Consider the following 16,316-nt stretch of genomic DNA (forward strand, 5'->3'; position numbering starts at 1 on the left):
GAATACTCTGAATCACCAGTGGCCGCACTCCACGGCAGCGCCATCTGTGCTGCTGGCCGACCCGACTCTGGTAACGGTCACATTAGCCTGGTCCGTCGCGCCAGACGGATCGCTGATCGTATAAGTGAAGTGGTTGCGACCGTTACACGTGTCACTGACGCGGAAAGTGATGGTGCCGTCGTCATTGATGGTCAATTCCTCAGCCGGGGCACCGTACCACTGAACCACGTCGATGACTTCGAGCGGGTCGCCATCCGGATCGTAATCGTTAGCCAGCACATCAACCGTTACCGGCTGCCCAGCAGTCGTGGTCGCCTCATCGGGATTGGCTACTGGCGGACGGTTGGCAAAGGCAACGTCGATGATGACAGTCGCCGAGGCCTCGCCGCCACGGCCATCAGTGATTGTATAAGTGAAACTGTCGGTGCCGACGAATTCAGTGTGGGGCATGTAACGCAACACCTGTCCCGACTGTGTGACCGTGCCGCTATCAGGCTGCGAGAAGCCGGCAATGCTGAGCGGATCACCATCCGGATCACTGGCATCGGCCAACACGTCTATATCTACCGGCTGATTGCGCAGGGTGGCAACGCTCAGGTCACCGACAACCGGGGGACTGTTGGACGAGTCAACGTTGACCGTGACCCGGGCGTGGGCTTCACCGCCAAAACCATCTTCAATTGCATATGTGAAGCTGTCAGTGCCGATAAAACCAGCGGCTGGCGTATACAGCAGCTGATTGCCGCTGATCGAGACCTGGCCATTGCCGGCTTCGGAGACGCTGATGATGGTCAGCGCATCGCCATCGGGGTCGCTGTCGTTGGCGAGAACATCCAGAATGTTATCCGTCGAGTCGGCTTCCACGCTGAATTCGCTGTCGACGGCCTGCGGAGGACGGTTATCGAATTGGATCTCGCCTTCGGTCACGCTGGCGCTGCTTTCCTGATAACGATAGTAGTCGACAATGCGCTTGTGACGGACCGGGTTGCGCAGCCCGCGGCGGATCCACGGCGCCTCGACCGGCACTTCGATCTGGCGGATTTCGGTTGCCGGCTCGTCCGGGCCCACGGTCACGGTCTCGGTACTGGTACGCTCGGTCACGAAACTGATTTCCACCCGGCGGTTGCGGCTGCGATTTTCCTCGCTGTCGTTGGGGAAGCGCGGATCGGTTTCGCCCTTGCCCTGCCAGTCGATGCGCTCGGCGTCAATGCCCTGGCCGGTCAGGTAATCCACGACCGAGCGCGCGCGTCGCTCGCTCAGGCCCTGGTTGTAGGCTTCGGTGCCGATATTGCAGGTGTGGCCGACAATCTGGATATCGCCAACCAGGCCGCCGTCGGCCATCACTGAGAGGACTTCGTCGAGCGTCCTTTCTGCCGCCGGCTTGAGCGCCGAGCTGTCGAAAGCAAATGTGGTGCGATCGCTCAACGTGACCTCATTGGCCACGACGCGCTCTTCGGTGCGCGGCTCGCCGGGGACCTCGACCTCCACCTCACGGTACTGTCGAGCGGGGGCGTATGAGCCGTTGCCGCCGCCAAAGCTGAAGCTGTAGACGATGCTGCCGCGCAGGTCGTTACTGTCAAGCACGAAGTCGCCGCTCTTGTGCGCGTAGCTGGTGCGCAGGCTCAGGCTGTGTGGTGAACGATAAAAATGCTTGTCCAGCGACAGCGAGGCCGTCAGCTGAGAAGAGCTGAAGTCCCCTTCTTCGTAGTCCAGACCGCCCCGCAGCCGGACCAGGGGATTGTCGAAAAAGCGCTCCGCGCGCAGGCCCAGACCCCAATCGTAGGGCTCTTCGAACCAGTCGGTGACGGTCTCGATACTGTCCACGCGCGAAAATGCCCGGCCATCGATCTCACCGGTGACCAGCTTTTCCTCGATGGTGCTCACGCGATCGACCAGGCGCTCGTCGGTCAGCGCCGTCATGCCGTAGCCGGAGAATGCCCAGTTGCGCCCTTCCCAACCACCGCCAAAGGTCAGCTTGCGGTCGTCGAGCTGGTTCTGGTCGGCGGCAACGAACAGCTTGGCCACGTTGCCGTCGGTGTAGACCGGCCCGTCGGGACCCTCTTCGGCAGTTGCGTTGATCAGCCAGTGATAGTTGAGCTTGACGCCACCGGCACCCTGGCTGCCCAGCCAGCCGTCGCCGATGAAACTTGAACGCTGCGACTCGTAAAAGGCCGCCTGAAGCTCACCGACCACATCGAACTCGCTGTCGAGCCCGACGCCAAGACGGTAGCGATCACCTACGAAATGAAAGGTTGGTGTGCCGGCCTGGGTGCGGGGCTCCCCGCTGTCATCGACCTGGGCGACGGCTACGGTAACAACGCTCTGGGCAAGCACCAGAGCAAGTATCATTTTGCGAAACATCGCAGCGCCTCTGCTGTTCTTGTTTGGGGGACGAAGGCAATTCTACTACCCAAACGTGCATAAGGCCACGAAAACCATCGGAAACTTCGGGAAGGTATAGTTGTCAGCGATGATTAGTCAGCGGTAATCGCGGTACGACTTTTCTTCGACGATTTCCGACCCCAGCCGTTCATTGATCTGTTTCTTGAACGCGGCGCGTTCATCATTGCGGACATAAACCGATCGCGCAAGCTCGATGAAGCGGTCGCCGAAGCGCCTGCCGCGCTCCTCGTCGCGAATTGCATCTTCGATGTCCCAGAGGGCTTCGTTGACCTTGCGCAGCCGATCGCGCAGCACAACGACTTCATCGTCATCGACCGCTGCCTTCGCCCAGGCGCTTGAGAGCAGCTCGTATTCGCGCCGCACATTCGCCACTTTGCCATCGTCGTCGATGCGGTCGAGCTTGATTTCGAGGATGGTGAGCTTGTCGAGCAGCTCGCCGGGAGATACGGGAATCAGCAGTTCCATGTGTCATTCACCCTGTCAGGGCCGCCGGGGCCGCAGTTCAACCCCTGGCGGCGGTTTTCCGTAACAAGCAAGCGCCAGGCTCACGGCGGGGCGCGAAGCGCAAAGAAAACAGCCCTTGTTGGTGAACCTTTCGTCCTTCTTGGTTACAAGCAAGGCGGCGGCCCGGAGACCGGGCAGCCGCCATCTTGCCATCAGGAAGCCTTTTCGTCTTCCTTGAGCGCTTTCATGCTCAGACGGATGCGCCCCTGCTTGTCGACCTCGAGCACCTTGACCTTGACCTTGTCGCCCTCGGCCAGTTCGTCGGTGACATTCTCGACGCGCTGATCGGAGATCTGCGAGATGTGGACCAGGCCATCCTTGCCGGGCAGGATGGTCACGAAGGCGCCGAAGTTCATGATCTTGGTCACCGTACCTTCGTAGACTGCCCCCACCTCGACGTCGGCGGTGATCTGCTCGATGCGCTTGCGCGCGTCGTCTGCCGCGGCCTGGTTGACCGAAGCGATGGTGACCGTTCCGTCGTCCTGGATGTCGATGGTGGTTCCCGTCTCCTCGGTGATCTGGCGGATGGTGCTGCCGCCCTTGCCGATGACGTCACGGATCTTGTCGGGGTGCACCTTCATGGTGAACAGGCGTGGCGCGTACTCGCTCATTTCCTCACGCGGCTTGCCGATGACCGCGTTCATCTCTTCGAGAATGTGGTTGCGCCCGGCATGCGCCTGCTTGAGGGCAACCTCCATGATCTCGCTGGTGATGCCGGTAATCTTGATGTCCATCTGCAGGGCGGTCACGCCCTCGGCCGAGCCGGCCACCTTGAAGTCCATGTCACCGAGATGGTCTTCGTCGCCGAGGATGTCGGTGAGCACGGCAAAGCGATCACCGTCCTTGATCAGGCCCATGGCAATGCCGGCCACCGGCGCCTTGATCGGCACACCGGCATCCATCATCGCCAGCGAGGAGCCGCAAACCGTGGCCATCGAGCTCGAACCGTTGGACTCGGTGACTTCCGACACCAGGCGCAGCACGTAGGGAAACTCCTCACCCGTGGGCACCACGGCGGACAGCGCGCGCTTGGCGAGCTTGCCGTGCCCGATCTCGCGACGTTTCGGCGCCAGCATGTGATTGGTCTCGCCCACGCAATACGGCGGGAAGTTGTAGTGGAGCATGAACGGCTCCTTGTACTCGCCCTCGATGGCGTCGATGATCTGCGCATCGCGACCGGTACCCAGCGTTACCACACACATCGCCTGCGTCTCGCCACGGGTAAAGATGGACGAGCCGTGGGTGCGCGGCAGGAAACCGACCGACATATCGAGCGGACGCACCGTCGTCAGATCACGGCCGTCGATCCGGGCCTGACCGGAGAGAATCCGCTCGCGAACCAGATTCTTCTCCATCGCGCCGAACACATCCGCAACCTCGTCGACAGCAGGTGCGGACTCGTCGTCTTCGCTGCACAGCTGTTCGACCACACGATTCTTGACCTCGGAGATGGCGTCACGACGCTGCATCTTGTCGGTCAGATCGTAGGCCTTTTCAAGCCCATCGCCGATGGCGCTCTTGACCTTCTCTTCGAGGCCCGCCGGCGCCTCCGGCGCCTGCCAGTCCCATTTCGGCTTGCCGGCTTCAGCGGTCAGCTCGCTGATGGCCTGGATGGCAACCTGCATCTGCTCATGGCCAAAAGTGATCGCGCCCAGCATCTGCTCTTCGCTGAGCTGCTCGGCCTCGGATTCGACCATCAGCACGGCATCCGCGGTGCCGGCCACCACCAGATTCAGCCGGGAGTCCTCAAGCTGCGTGGCCGTCGGGTTGACGACATACTCGTCGTCAACGAAACCAACGCGGGCACCACCGATGGGGCCCTGAAACGGGCAGCCCGACAGCGACAGCGCCGCCGAGGCACCAATCATCGCCGGAATATCGGCATCGATTTCCGGATTCGACGACATCACCGTGGCAATCACCTGGGTTTCGTTGAGAAAGCCTTTCGGAAACAGCGGGCGGATCGGGCGGTCAATCAGGCGCGAGGTCAGGGTTTCCTTCTCGGTAGGACGCCCTTCGCGCTTGAAGAAGCCACCGGGAATGCGGCCAGCGGAATAGAATTTTTCCTGATAGTTGACGGTCAGGGGAAAGAACGCCTGACCGGGCTTGGCTTCCTTGCGGGCCACGGCAGTCACCAGAACCACGGTGTCGGCCATGGTCACCAGCACGGCACCATCGGCCTGACGCGCGACGTGCCCGGTTTCGAGCGTGACGTCATGCTCGCCGAATCTGAAAGTCTTGCTGAACTTCTTCACTTCACTCACTCCACTTTGCACTTGCAATAGAAAACACCCCGGAACAGCTCGAGAGCTGCCGGGGTGTTGATAGCGATCGGATCAATCCGCTTCTTAGCGACGCAGGCCAAGGCGCTCAATCAGGTCGCGGTAACGCTGGATATCCTTTTTCTTGACGTAATCCAGCAACGAGCGACGCTGATTGACCAGCTTGAGCAGGCCTCGACGGGAGTGATGGTCTTTCTTGTGATCGGCAAAATGCCCGGTCAGGTTCTGAATGCGCGCGGTCAGCAGCGCAACCTGCACTTCCGGGGATCCGGTGTCACCCTCGGCGAGCTGGTAGTCCTTGACAACCTGGCTCTTTTCTTCAGCGGTCAGAGTCATTTTCAACCTACTCCAAAAAATGGGTTCTTCGGGCGACCGGGCTTTTCCAGAAAACCCCCTGGGCTGACCCCAGGTCGGGCTTTGTGCAAAAGCCCCAGTCGCCGGTTTTCATCAAGCCCGGCATTATACCCGCCCTTGAGAGGCTGCGACAAGCCGTTTTATCCCGAAAAATGCAGCCGGCGTGCTTGCGCTGAATGCGGGCCTGTTTTCCGACTGGCTGGCTGAGCCTGCTCTCCCGGGTTTGCGGGGTGGCTGCGCCGCAACACTCAAGGCGAAAACGGCTGTCAGCCGGCGACACGCATTTTCCGGGCGCAGCCTCACCGACCCAAGCCAACCAGCCAACCAGCCAACCAGCCAACCAGCCAACCAGCCAACCAGCCAACCAGCCAACCAGCAGGCTACAATAAAACGCTTTGACAAAACGGAGCCCACATGTCCCGTCTGGACAGTCAAGTCAACCGCAAGGACGCCGACTTTGTCGCGCGCGACCGGCACCACCGTCAGCTGGCCGACGAGCTGCGCAAGAAACTGGAGCGCACCGCCCTGGGCGGGCCTGAAAGATCGCGCCAGAGGCATGAAGACCGGGGCAAGCTGCTGCCGCGTGAGCGCGTTCGCACGCTGCTCGATCCGGGCAGCCCGTTTCTGGAAGTGGCCCCGCTGGCTGCCGACGGCCTGTACGAAGATGCCGCGCCGGGCGCCGGCATGATCGCCGGGATCGGTCGAGTCAACGGCAGCGAATGCATGATCGTGGCCAACGACGCCACCGTAAAAGGCGGCACCTACTATCCGATGACGGTCAAAAAGCACCTGCGGGCCCAGGAAATCGCGCTGGAAAACCACCTGGCGTGCATCTACCTGGTCGACTCCGGCGGCGCCTTCCTGCCGCTGCAGGACGAGGTCTTTCCCGACCGCGACCACTTTGGCCGCATTTTCTACAACCAGGCCCGACTGTCGGCGAAGAACATTCCGCAGATCGCGGTGGTCATGGGATCGTGCACCGCCGGCGGCGCCTACGTGCCGGCCATGTGCGACGAGGCAGTGATCGTCAGGGAACAAGGCACGATCTTTCTCGGCGGGCCACCCCTGGTCAAGGCCGCTACCGGCGAAGAAGTCGACGCCGAGACCCTGGGCGGCGCCGACGTGCACACGCGCCTGTCGGGGGTGGCCGACCACTTTGCCGAAAACGACACCCACGCCCTGGCCATCGCCCGCGACCTGGTCGGCAACCTCAATCGCCCGGCACCGGCCTTTGGGCCGAGCACGACGCCGCAAGAACCGGCGTGGCCGGCCGCGGACATCTACGGCATTCTGCCCGACGACACGCGCCACCCTTTCGATGTCCGCGAAATCATCGCCCGCATCGTCGACGGTTCGGTGTTCGACGAATTCAAGGCGCGCTACGGCACCACCCTGGTCTGCGGCTTCGCGCGCATTCACGGCTACACCATCGGCATCGTCGCCAACAACGGCATCCTGTTTTCAGAATCGGCCCAGAAGGGCGCGCACTTCATTCAGCTTTGCAATCAGCGCAACATCCCGCTGGTGTTCCTGCAGAACATCACCGGCTTCATGGTCGGCAAGAAATACGAGCAATCGGGTATCGCCCGCGACGGCGCCAAGATGGTGACCGCCGTGGCCTGCTCGCACGTGCCCAAGTTCACGGTTGTCATCGGCGGATCCTTCGGTGCCGGCAACTACGCCATGTGCGGCCGCGCCTACCAGCCGCGCTTTTTGTGGATGTGGCCCAACGCGCGCATCTCGGTGATGGGCGGTGAACAGGCCGCCAGCGTACTGGCCACGATCAAGCGCGACTCACTGGAGGCACGCGGCGAAACCTGGCCAGAGGATGAGGAAGAGCAGTTCAAGGCTCCCATCCGCGACGAGTATGAACAACAGGGCCACCCCTACTACGCCAGCGCGCGCCTGTGGGACGACGGCATCATCGACCCCATCGACACCCGTCGCGTGCTTGGACTGGCCATCGCCGCCTCGGCCAACGCCCCGATCGAGCGCGAGCGCTTCGGCGTATTCAGGATGTAAAAAAGCAATTCTCTCCACAGATGAACACTTTCGATCTTGACTTTGAATTTCTGCCATGACTGAACTACTGAAACTCGATATTGACAACCGCGGCGTCGCCACAGTGACGCTCAACCGACCGGAGGTGCACAACGCCTTCAACGCCGAGCTCGTTGCCGGGCTGTCGGAGACGTTCGACAAGGTCGCCGGCAACGATGCCAGGGTGATGATTCTGACCGGCGAGGGCCACAGCTTTTCCGCCGGCGCGGACCTCAACTGGATGCGCGCCATGGCCGAGGCTACCGAGTCGGAAAACCGCGACGACGCCAGGCGTCTGGCCGCGATGCTGCGCAAGCTCGACCGGATGCCCTGCCCGACCATCGCGCGGGTCAACGGCCATGCCTTCGGTGGCGGCGTCGGGCTGATCGCCTGCTGCGATCTGGCCGTGGCATTGGAGACCGCGAAATTCGGGCTCACCGAGGTCAGGCTCGGCCTGGCGCCGGCCACTATCGCACCGTTTGTCCTCCCGCGCATCGGTGTCAACAACGCCCGCCATTACATGCTCACCGGCGAGCGTATCGACGCCGAACGCGCGGTACATATCGGCCTGGTCAGCGACACCGTGCCCCCCGGGCAGCTTGATGGCCACATCAACGACCTGGTCGCCCTGCTGCTGGCCGGTGGCCCGCACGCCCAGGCCCACTGCAAAGAGCTGATTCAGGCGCTCGCAGGCGGCCGCCTTGAGGCGCCCGAGACCGATCGCCGCACCTCCGAACTGATCGCCGCCCTACGCGTCTCCGCCGAAGGCCAGGAAGGCCTCAGCGCCTTCCTCGAAAAACGCAAGCCGTCCTGGGTAACGGGCGACTCCTGAAAAACAAAGGACCACGGAAATCACGGAATGATACGGAATGAACAACAACAGCGCCTGACGCACTCGAATCGAGGCCTCCGACTTCCCTCGGACGCCGATATTCAAAAGGCTGTATCCATTTTTCCGCGTCTTCCCGGCCCTCCCGTGGTTACAGGGTTTAATTGATCATGTTCAAGACCATCCTCATTGCCAACCGCGGCGAAATTGCCTGCCGCATCATCGCCACCTGCCGCCGTCTTGGCGTGGAAACCGTGGCCGCCCATTCCGACGCCGACGCCGGTGCCCGCCACGTGCGGCTGGCCGACCGGGCCGTGCATATTGGCGCGGCGCCGGCGCGCGAGTCGTATCTCGATGGTGAGCGCATCATCGCCGCCGCCAGGGATGCGGGTGCACAAGCCATTCACCCCGGCTACGGCTTTCTGGCTGAAAACGCGGACTTCGCCCGCGCTGTGGGCCAGGCCGGCCTGACGCTGATCGGCCCCTCGCCCGAAACCATGGAGCTGATGGGCTCCAAGGCCGCGGCCAAGGAAAAGATGGCGGCCGCCGGCGTGCCGCTGATCCCCGGCTATCACGACGAAGATCAGAGCGACGACACGCTCGCCTCCGAAGCCGAGCGCGTCGGCTATCCACTGATGCTCAAGGCTGCAGCCGGCGGCGGCGGCAAGGGCATGCGCGTGGTGCATTCGGCCGATGACTTCGCCGAGGCGCTGACGGCCGCCCGGCGCGAGGCCTCGGGGGCCTTCGGTGACGAGCGCATGATCCTCGAACGCTATCTGCCCAGGCCGCGTCATATCGAAGCGCAGATCTTTGCCGACGCGCACGGCAACACCGTCCACCTGTTCGAGCGCGATTGTTCCAGCCAGCGTCGGCACCAGAAAATCATCGAGGAGGCCCCGGCCGCCGACCTCAGCGACAAGGTTCGCCGGAACCTGCTGCAAGCTGCGGTTCGCGCCGCCGAGGCGGTCGACTACGTCGGCGCCGGCACGGTGGAATTTCTGGTCGACGGCGACGACTTCTTCTTTCTGGAGATGAATACCCGCCTGCAGGTCGAGCATCCGGTCACCGAATGCATCACCGGCCTCGATCTGGTTGAGTGGCAGCTGCGCGTCGCCGCCGGTCAGGCGCTGCCGCTGGCGCAAGACGACATAAGCGCGCAGGGCCACGCCATGGAAGCGCGCATCTATGCCGAGGACCCCGATCAGGGCTTCGTGCCCTCGACCGGACGCATCGAGGCGCTGGCGCTGCCCGAATCCGGCTGGGTGCGCATCGATTCGGGCGTGGAAACCGGCGACGAGGTCAGCATGCACTACGACCCGATGATCGCCAAGCTCGTTGTTCATGACGCCAGCCGCGAAGCCTGCCTGGCACGGCTCAACCAGGCGCTGGCCGCCAGCTTTGTCGCCGGCCCCACGACCAATCTCGGCTTTCTGCAGGCTCTGGCCGGCTCCAGGGTCTTTGCGGATGCCGCCGTCGACACCGGCCTGCTTGACCGCGATCTAGCATCGATCCTGGCGGCCGGCGAGCCACCGCGCGAGGTCTTCGCCGCGGCCGCCGGATACTGGCTGCTGCAGCAGGAAGCGGCCGCGACCGGGCAGACGCCCTGGGACACCTGCGACAGCTGGCGCCTGGGTGACACCGCCACGCGCACGCTGGACATCGAGGCTGCCGGCCAGCGCATGACCGTGGAGGCCACCGGCTTTGGCGGCGACTACCAACTGCATATCGACGGCGAGATTACGCCCACGCGCGTGCGCCAGCTCACCGCCAGCGAGTTCAACCTCACGCTCAACGGGCAGGGGCGCCGCTTGCAGTTACACCTTGTCGGTGACCACGGGCTGGAAGTCTGTCTCGACAACCGTCGCTGGCCGGTCAGCCGCCATGCGCGCTTCGAGGCGGCTGTCGACAGCAGCGCCAGCGACGGTCGTCTGCTGGCGCCGATGCCGGGCAAGATCCTCGAAATCCGCGCCAAAGCCGGTCAGACAGTCGCCGCGGGCGACACCCTGATGATCATGGAAGCGATGAAGATGGAACTGACCATCAAAGCACCGATGGACGGCGAAATCGCCGCCATGGCTGTGGCAGCAGAAGATATTGTCGAAGCCGACACTTTGCTGCTCGCCATCGATTCGGCGACGGACTCCTAGCCCGTCTTGACGCGGCTTTGCCAGGGCCTGAGGACACCGGGTTCTCGAGGCTCGCGAAAGTAGAGAGAGATCGGCATGCACAAGTTCGCGCTCGCCAGCGTGGCATGGTTGCTGACCCTGCCCGCCGCCTGCCAGGCGGAGCACTCGATGGAAGTATCTGCCAGCGCCTATACCCTGCGCAAGATTGAAACCAAGAAGGGCAACATCGGGCTGGCTGCCTGGGGCGATCAGCTCGAGCCGGGCATGAAGGCAATTGCCGTCTCGCGAGATCTGATCAGACGCGGCCTCGACCACGGCACCGAAGTGCGCATCGAAGGCCTGGAGGGCACCTACATCGTGCGCGACAAGATGAACAAGCGCTGGCGCAAGAAGATCGATATCTTCATGGGCACCGACGTCAAACGAGCCAGAAACTGGGGCCAGCGCGAGGTCACGATTCACTGGAACGTCGACGACGAGTAGCGCCTGCCCAAAACAATAGCGCAACACGAAAGTCGCGAGGCAAGGCACGAAGCGGGCAAGGAAAAGGGCGAATCATGCGCGATCTTCGTGCCCTCTCCTGCCCTTCGTGTTATTCATGCAGCTGTCTGAATCGACACAAGACCAGAAGCCGGAACGACAACCCGATGACACGATCCGAAGCACTCCAGCGCATCCGTGCGCTGGACGACGACTTTCACGAGGCGGGCATCTTCGATCCAGACGCGCTCGATTACCTGATCGATCAGGCGAAAGCACGCCCGATCCGCCACTCGGCCGAGACCGGATGCGGCGTCTCGACGCTGGCGATGTCCTGGCTGAGCTCGGATCACAGCGTCTTTACCCTCTCGCACTACGGTGAGAAGACACCCTGCCGGAGCTACATAAACGTTCGCGACAGCGAGCTGCTCAAGCCCGACGTCGTGTCCTTCCAGCCGGGCCCGACGCAGTCGACGCTGCCGCGCCATGAGTTCAGGCACCCGCTCGATCTGGTCATCATCGATGGCCCGCACGGCTTTCCGTTTCCGCAGATGGAGTACTACTACTTCTATCCGCAGATGGCCGCCGGCGGGCTGTTGGTCGTCGACGACATCCACATCCCCACCGTTCGCTGGCTGCACGACTTCCTGTGCGCAGACGACATGTTCGATCTGCAGCGCTGTGTGGGCAACACCGCTTTCTTCCAGCGCACTCGGCACGAGATGTTCAACCCGCTCGGCGACGACTGGTGGAAGCAGGGCTACAACCGCAAATGGCTCCGGCAACGCCCGACATTGCGCGAGCGAGTGGCGCGGCTGTTGCGACGATGAGGCGGCCACGGCCAGGGCCGCGCTCTTCCCAGCGGGCGCCAGGCCGCGAACCCGACGCCGACCAGACGGTCTGAAGCTGTAGGCTCGGATCGGGAGTTTTCCATGCGGTGGATCGTCAGCGTCATCATCGTACTGATACTGGTCGGCGGACTGTGGTGGATGGAGCAACGGCGTCAGGCGGAGCTCGCGCCGCAACCCGACGCGAGCTCCCTGCCCCGAACCGCACCGCCAGAGCCGCGCTATCCACAGCCCGGAGCGCCGCCGTCGTCGGCCGGCACTGCCGACAAGACGCCCCGACAACCAGCGCAGGAGCAACCCGCGCTGCCGGCCGACAAGCTCGAACCGGACCACGAGCCACTGCCCCCGCTTCCGGAACTGGACGACAGCGACGCCAGCGCACTCGAGGCCATTGCCAACCTGTTTGACGGCTCGCTTGCGCGCCAGTGGATCAAGCCGGAATTCGTCATTCCCCGAACCGTGGCTGTGGTCAACAGCCTCGATGGCCAGGCACCAGCACTCGAAAGCTGGCCCGTCAGCCCGGTGACCACAGCGCCCGTGGTCAACAAGCGCAAGGACAGCAAAACGCGGCTCTGGACGGAGGCCAACGCCCAACGCTATGCCGACCATGTTGCCGCACTCGGGTCGGTGCCGCCGGCACAGGCCGCGGCCGTTTACGCCCGCTACCACCCGCTCTTCCAGCAGGCCTGGCAGGAGCTGGGCGAGACCGAACCCTATTTCAACGATCGGCTGATCGATATCATCGACCACCTGCTGGCCACGCCGGAAGTCGAGCTGCCGATCGAGGTCGTACCCTGGGAGGGCCATCTGCGCTTTGCTGATCAATCGCTGCAGGATCAGTCCTGGGGGCGAAAGCTTCTGATCCGCACGGGGCCGCGACACGCCGCAATGATCAAACGCTGGCTGCGAGAGTTCAAGACCAGCATCACGGAAAGCACGCCCGGCACATAGGCGCCGGTATCACTCAGCGAGAGTCAGCCGGCTGATCTTCTGAAAGCCTCTGGGCAGCTTTCTGCCGCGCTGGGCGCGCTCGCCCCAGTAGTTTTCGGTGTCGGCCCAGCTCATGCGCAGGTAGCGCTGCCCCGCCCAGACCAGACAGTCCTCGCCGGCGGCGATGACGATCGCGCCGGCCATTTTTTCGCCAGCCTTGCTCGCCTTCGCCGGAATATTGATGAGCTTGTTGCCCTTGCCCTTGCTCAGCTCGGGCAGCTCGGTGAGGTAATAAGCCAGCAGATAGCCTTCGTTGGTAGCGCAGACGATGACGGCTTCATCATCTTCGGTAAACGGCGCAATCGGCAACACGCCAGAGCCGGCCGGCACGGTGAGCATCTGCTTGCCGGCCTTCTGGCGGGTGTGCAGGTTCTCAAGCCGGGTGATGAAGCCGTAGCCGGCGTCCGAGGCCAGCAGCACGCGATCTTCCGGCGCGCCCAGGGCCACGCTCTTGAAAACGGCATCCGGTTTCGGGCTGAATCGCCCGGTCAGCGGCTCGCCCAGGCTGCGCGCCGACGGCAGCTCGTGCGCGATCAGGGAATAGCTGCGGCCACTGGAATCGAGGAAACAGGCCGTTTGCGTGCTGCGGCCGCGGGCAGCGGCCAGGCAGGCGTCGCCGGCGCGGTAGTTGAGCTCCTCGGGCTTGATGTCGTGGCCCTTGGCCGCGCGTACCCAGCCGTTTTCACTCAACACCACGGTCACCGGCTCGGACGGCACCAGGTCGGTTTCCTTCAGCGCCTGGGCGGCGGCGCGCTCGACCAGCGGTGAGCGGCGCTCGTCGCCGTATTTTTCCGCATCTTCAAGCAGCTCGTCGCGGATCAGGCGGGTGAGCCTCCTCGGCGAGCCGAGAATGGCCTCGATCTGCTGGCGCTCGGCCTCGAGCTCGTCCTTCTCGCCGTTGATCTTCATCTCCTCGAGCTTCGCCAGATGGCGCAGCTTCAGCTCGAGAATGGCTTCTGCCTGCGTCCCGGTCAGGCCGAAACGCTCCATCAGCACCGGTTTGGGCTCGTCTTCGGTGCGGATGATCTGGATCACCTCGTCGATATTGAGATAGGCGATCAGCAAGCCGTCGAGAATATGCAGGCGATCGACAACCTGATCAAGCCGGAATTCCAGCCGCCTGGTCACCGTCTGGCGACGGAATGCCAGCCACTCGATCAGCAAATCCTTGAGATTGCGCACGCCCGGCCGACCGTCCAGGCCGATGACGTTGAGATTCATGCGCGCGCTCTTTTCCAGATCGGTGGTCGCGAACAGATGGTCCATCAACTGTTCGATATCGACGCGGTTGGAGCGCGGCACGATCACCAGGCGCGTGGGGTGCTCGTGGTCGGATTCGTCGCGCAAGTCGGTGACCCAGGGCAGTTTTTTAGCTTGCATCTGCCCGGCAATCTGTTCGAGTACCTTGGCCGGCGAAACCTGGTGGGGCAGCGCGGTGATGATGATCTCCTCGCCTTCCTTCTCCCACCTCGCGCGCTGGCGGATACCGCCGGAACCGGTCGCGTAGAGCTGCAGCAATTCATCGCGCGAGCTGACGATTTCCGGGCCGCCGGGAAAGTCCGGCGCCGGAATGTGTTCGCATAACTCCGCTATGGTGGTTTTCTTCGGCGCCTCCAGCAGGCGGACGCAGGCCGACACCACCTCGTTGAGGTTGTGCGGCGGGATGTCGGTGGCCATGCCCACGGCAATGCCCTGCCCGCCGTTGAGCAGGACGTTGGGCAATCTGGCCGGCAGCAGCGTCGGCTCCTTGAGCGTGCCGTCGAAGTTCGGCGCCCACTCGACCGTGCCCTGCCCCAGTTCGGCCAGCAGGGTCCGGGCATACGGCGCCAGCCGCGATTCGGTATAGCGCATGGCGGCAAAGGATTTTGGATCGTCGGCCGAGCCGAAATTGCCCTGCCCGTCGACCAGCGGATAGCGATAGGAAAACGGCTGGGCCATCAGCACCATGGCCTCGTAGCAGGCCGAATCACCGTGCGGGTGGAACTTGCCGATTACATCCCCCACCGTGCGAGCGGATTTCTTGTGCTTGGAGGCCGCGCTCAGCCCCAGCTCGCTCATCGCATAGACAATGCGCCGCTGCACAGGTTTGAGGCCGTCGCCCAGGTGCGGCAGGGCACGGTCGAGCACCACATACATCGCGTAGTCGAGGTAGGCGCGCTCGGCGTAGGTGCGCAGGGGTTGTTGTTCGAAGTCGCCGGAAACAGGTTTGATTTCGCTCATGGCGTGGAATTGTCGCCCAGAAAGGGTGTTCTTGCCAGACTGATTCGACTGAAAGCACCGCTAGAGCGCTGTGCGAACTTGCCCCCTCCCTCCAGAAGTCAATCCACCAAGACAGCCATCACGCAACCGACCCGCTAGTGGGGCACGCGGTTAATTAGGTAACACCTTCTTTGCGCGGTTCACAGCCTTGATGATGGTTGTGGCATCCTTGGTCCACTGAAATGGCTTAGCAAGTTCTGAGTTGTGTACTCGGATGAACCGTTTGATCTCGGCCTTGAGTTCAGCAACGCTGGTGAAGACGCCACGGTAGAGTGAGCGACGCTCCAGTTGGGCAAACCATCCTTCAACTGCGTTCAACCAAGATGCGCTAGTTGGGGTGAAGTGGAAATGGATGTGGGGGTTTTTCTCCATCCATGCCTTGATAGCCGGCGTTTTGTGAGCGCTGAGATTGTCCAGAATGATGTGGATATCCTGATCAGCAGGTGCGTTGCGTTTGATCGTGTTAAGGAATTTCAGAAACTCCCGAGCATTGTGGCTGGGCCGGACCGCCCCTGTGACCTCGCCGGTCAGAATGTTGAAAGCCGCATACAAGCTGGCAGTACCGTTGCGCTTGTAGTCATGCGTGCGGCTGCCGACATGGCCAGGCGCCAATGGCAGGCCGGGTTGAGTACGATCGAGTGCCTGGATCTGCGTTTTCTCATCGACCGACAGCACGAGCGCGTTGCTCGGCGGGTTCATATACAGCCCAACGATGTCGGTAACCTTCTCGGCGAAGTCGGGATCGTTACTGATCTTGAAGGTCTTGATGCGGTGTGGTTTGAGATCGGCTGCGGCCCAAATTCGCCGAACCTGCCATTGGGTGATGCCAGCATACTTCGCCATCAATGCGATGCTCCAATGCGTAGCCTCATGCGGGACCCGCTCGGTGGTCAACTTCAGGACGCGCTCGAAGATCTTTTGCCCGATTACGCTGGGACGGCCAGAGCGGGGTTGATCCTCACAGGCCATCCACGCCGTATTCTTCATAGCGTTTGATCCACTTGTAGACGGTCTTGCGAGAGACCCGCTGAGCATTGGCTACTTCGGTTGGCGAGAGCCCGTCATGCAGATCCAACAGAATACGGGCTCGGACTGAAAGCCCCTGCGCAAGCGTCGTGGAACGCAGCCAATTGGCCAAGACCCTGCGATCTTTAGCCGGCAATGAAAACGAGCGTGAAGTTAATGTAGACATGCGGCCAGC

General features: G+C 62.6%; 11 protein-coding genes and 1 pseudogene. 6 read left to right on the forward strand and 6 right to left on the reverse strand.

The window, feature by feature from the left end; all coding sequences use genetic code 11:
- Positions 1-12: 12 nt before the first annotated feature.
- From ACEWQ0_RS00685 to rpsO, 4 genes are all read right to left on the reverse strand, one after another.
- Positions 13-2,361, reverse strand: coding sequence for an Ig-like domain-containing protein (locus ACEWQ0_RS00685; protein WP_476484183.1), 2,349 nt, complete (start codon positions 2,359-2,361; stop codon positions 13-15).
- Positions 2,362-2,478: 117 nt separating this feature from the next.
- Positions 2,479-2,868 (reverse strand): DUF6165 family protein, encoded by a 390-nt coding sequence (locus ACEWQ0_RS00690; RefSeq protein WP_476481338.1) that lies wholly within the window; start codon positions 2,866-2,868, stop codon positions 2,479-2,481.
- 191 nt (positions 2,869-3,059) lie between these two features.
- Entirely contained in the window at positions 3,060-5,162 is a 2,103-nt protein-coding gene (gene pnp, locus ACEWQ0_RS00695) for a polyribonucleotide nucleotidyltransferase (protein ID WP_476484207.1), read from the reverse strand.
- 93 nt (positions 5,163-5,255) lie between these two features.
- Positions 5,256-5,525, reverse strand: a complete 270-nt coding sequence (rpsO, locus tag ACEWQ0_RS00700) for a 30S ribosomal protein S15 (RefSeq protein WP_476481339.1) — start codon at positions 5,523-5,525, stop codon at positions 5,256-5,258.
- Positions 5,526-5,957: 432 nt separating this feature from the next.
- Between rpsO and ACEWQ0_RS00705 the strand changes: the two genes are divergently transcribed.
- The 6 genes from ACEWQ0_RS00705 (at position 5,958) to ACEWQ0_RS00730 (ending at position 12,817) form a co-directional block, all read left to right on the forward strand.
- On the forward strand, positions 5,958-7,565 hold the full coding sequence (locus tag ACEWQ0_RS00705) for a carboxyl transferase domain-containing protein (protein ID WP_476484184.1): 1,608 nt from the start codon (positions 5,958-5,960) through the stop codon (positions 7,563-7,565).
- Positions 7,566-7,620: 55 nt separating this feature from the next.
- On the forward strand, positions 7,621-8,415 hold the full coding sequence (locus tag ACEWQ0_RS00710; protein WP_476484185.1) for an enoyl-CoA hydratase-related protein: 795 nt from the start codon (positions 7,621-7,623) through the stop codon (positions 8,413-8,415).
- 167 nt (positions 8,416-8,582) lie between these two features.
- Complete coding sequence (locus ACEWQ0_RS00715) at positions 8,583-10,559, forward strand: acetyl/propionyl/methylcrotonyl-CoA carboxylase subunit alpha (protein WP_476484186.1); 1,977 nt, start codon at positions 8,583-8,585, stop codon at positions 10,557-10,559.
- Between the two features lie 75 nt (positions 10,560-10,634).
- Positions 10,635-11,021 (forward strand): 3D domain-containing protein, encoded by a 387-nt coding sequence (locus ACEWQ0_RS00720; RefSeq protein WP_476484187.1) that lies wholly within the window; start codon positions 10,635-10,637, stop codon positions 11,019-11,021.
- Positions 11,022-11,185: 164 nt separating this feature from the next.
- The gene (locus ACEWQ0_RS00725) at positions 11,186-11,848 is read left to right on the forward strand and encodes a class I SAM-dependent methyltransferase (RefSeq protein ID WP_476482920.1); all 663 of its coding nucleotides are present in this window, start codon (positions 11,186-11,188) and stop codon (positions 11,846-11,848) included.
- 102 nt (positions 11,849-11,950) lie between these two features.
- On the forward strand, positions 11,951-12,817 hold the full coding sequence (locus ACEWQ0_RS00730) for a DUF3014 domain-containing protein (RefSeq protein WP_476484188.1): 867 nt from the start codon (positions 11,951-11,953) through the stop codon (positions 12,815-12,817).
- A gap of 9 nt (positions 12,818-12,826) precedes the next feature.
- Here the strand turns inward: ACEWQ0_RS00730 and parC are convergent, their stop codons facing one another.
- Positions 12,827-15,076, reverse strand: coding sequence for a DNA topoisomerase IV subunit A (parC, locus tag ACEWQ0_RS00735; RefSeq protein WP_476484189.1), 2,250 nt, complete (start codon positions 15,074-15,076; stop codon positions 12,827-12,829).
- A 150-nt stretch (positions 15,077-15,226) separates the two neighbouring features.
- Positions 15,227-16,307, reverse strand: a pseudogene (locus ACEWQ0_RS00740) (IS630 family transposase).
- Positions 16,308-16,316 lie beyond the last annotated feature (9 nt).

This window comes from Wenzhouxiangella sp. YN9 (genome assembly GCF_056324165.1).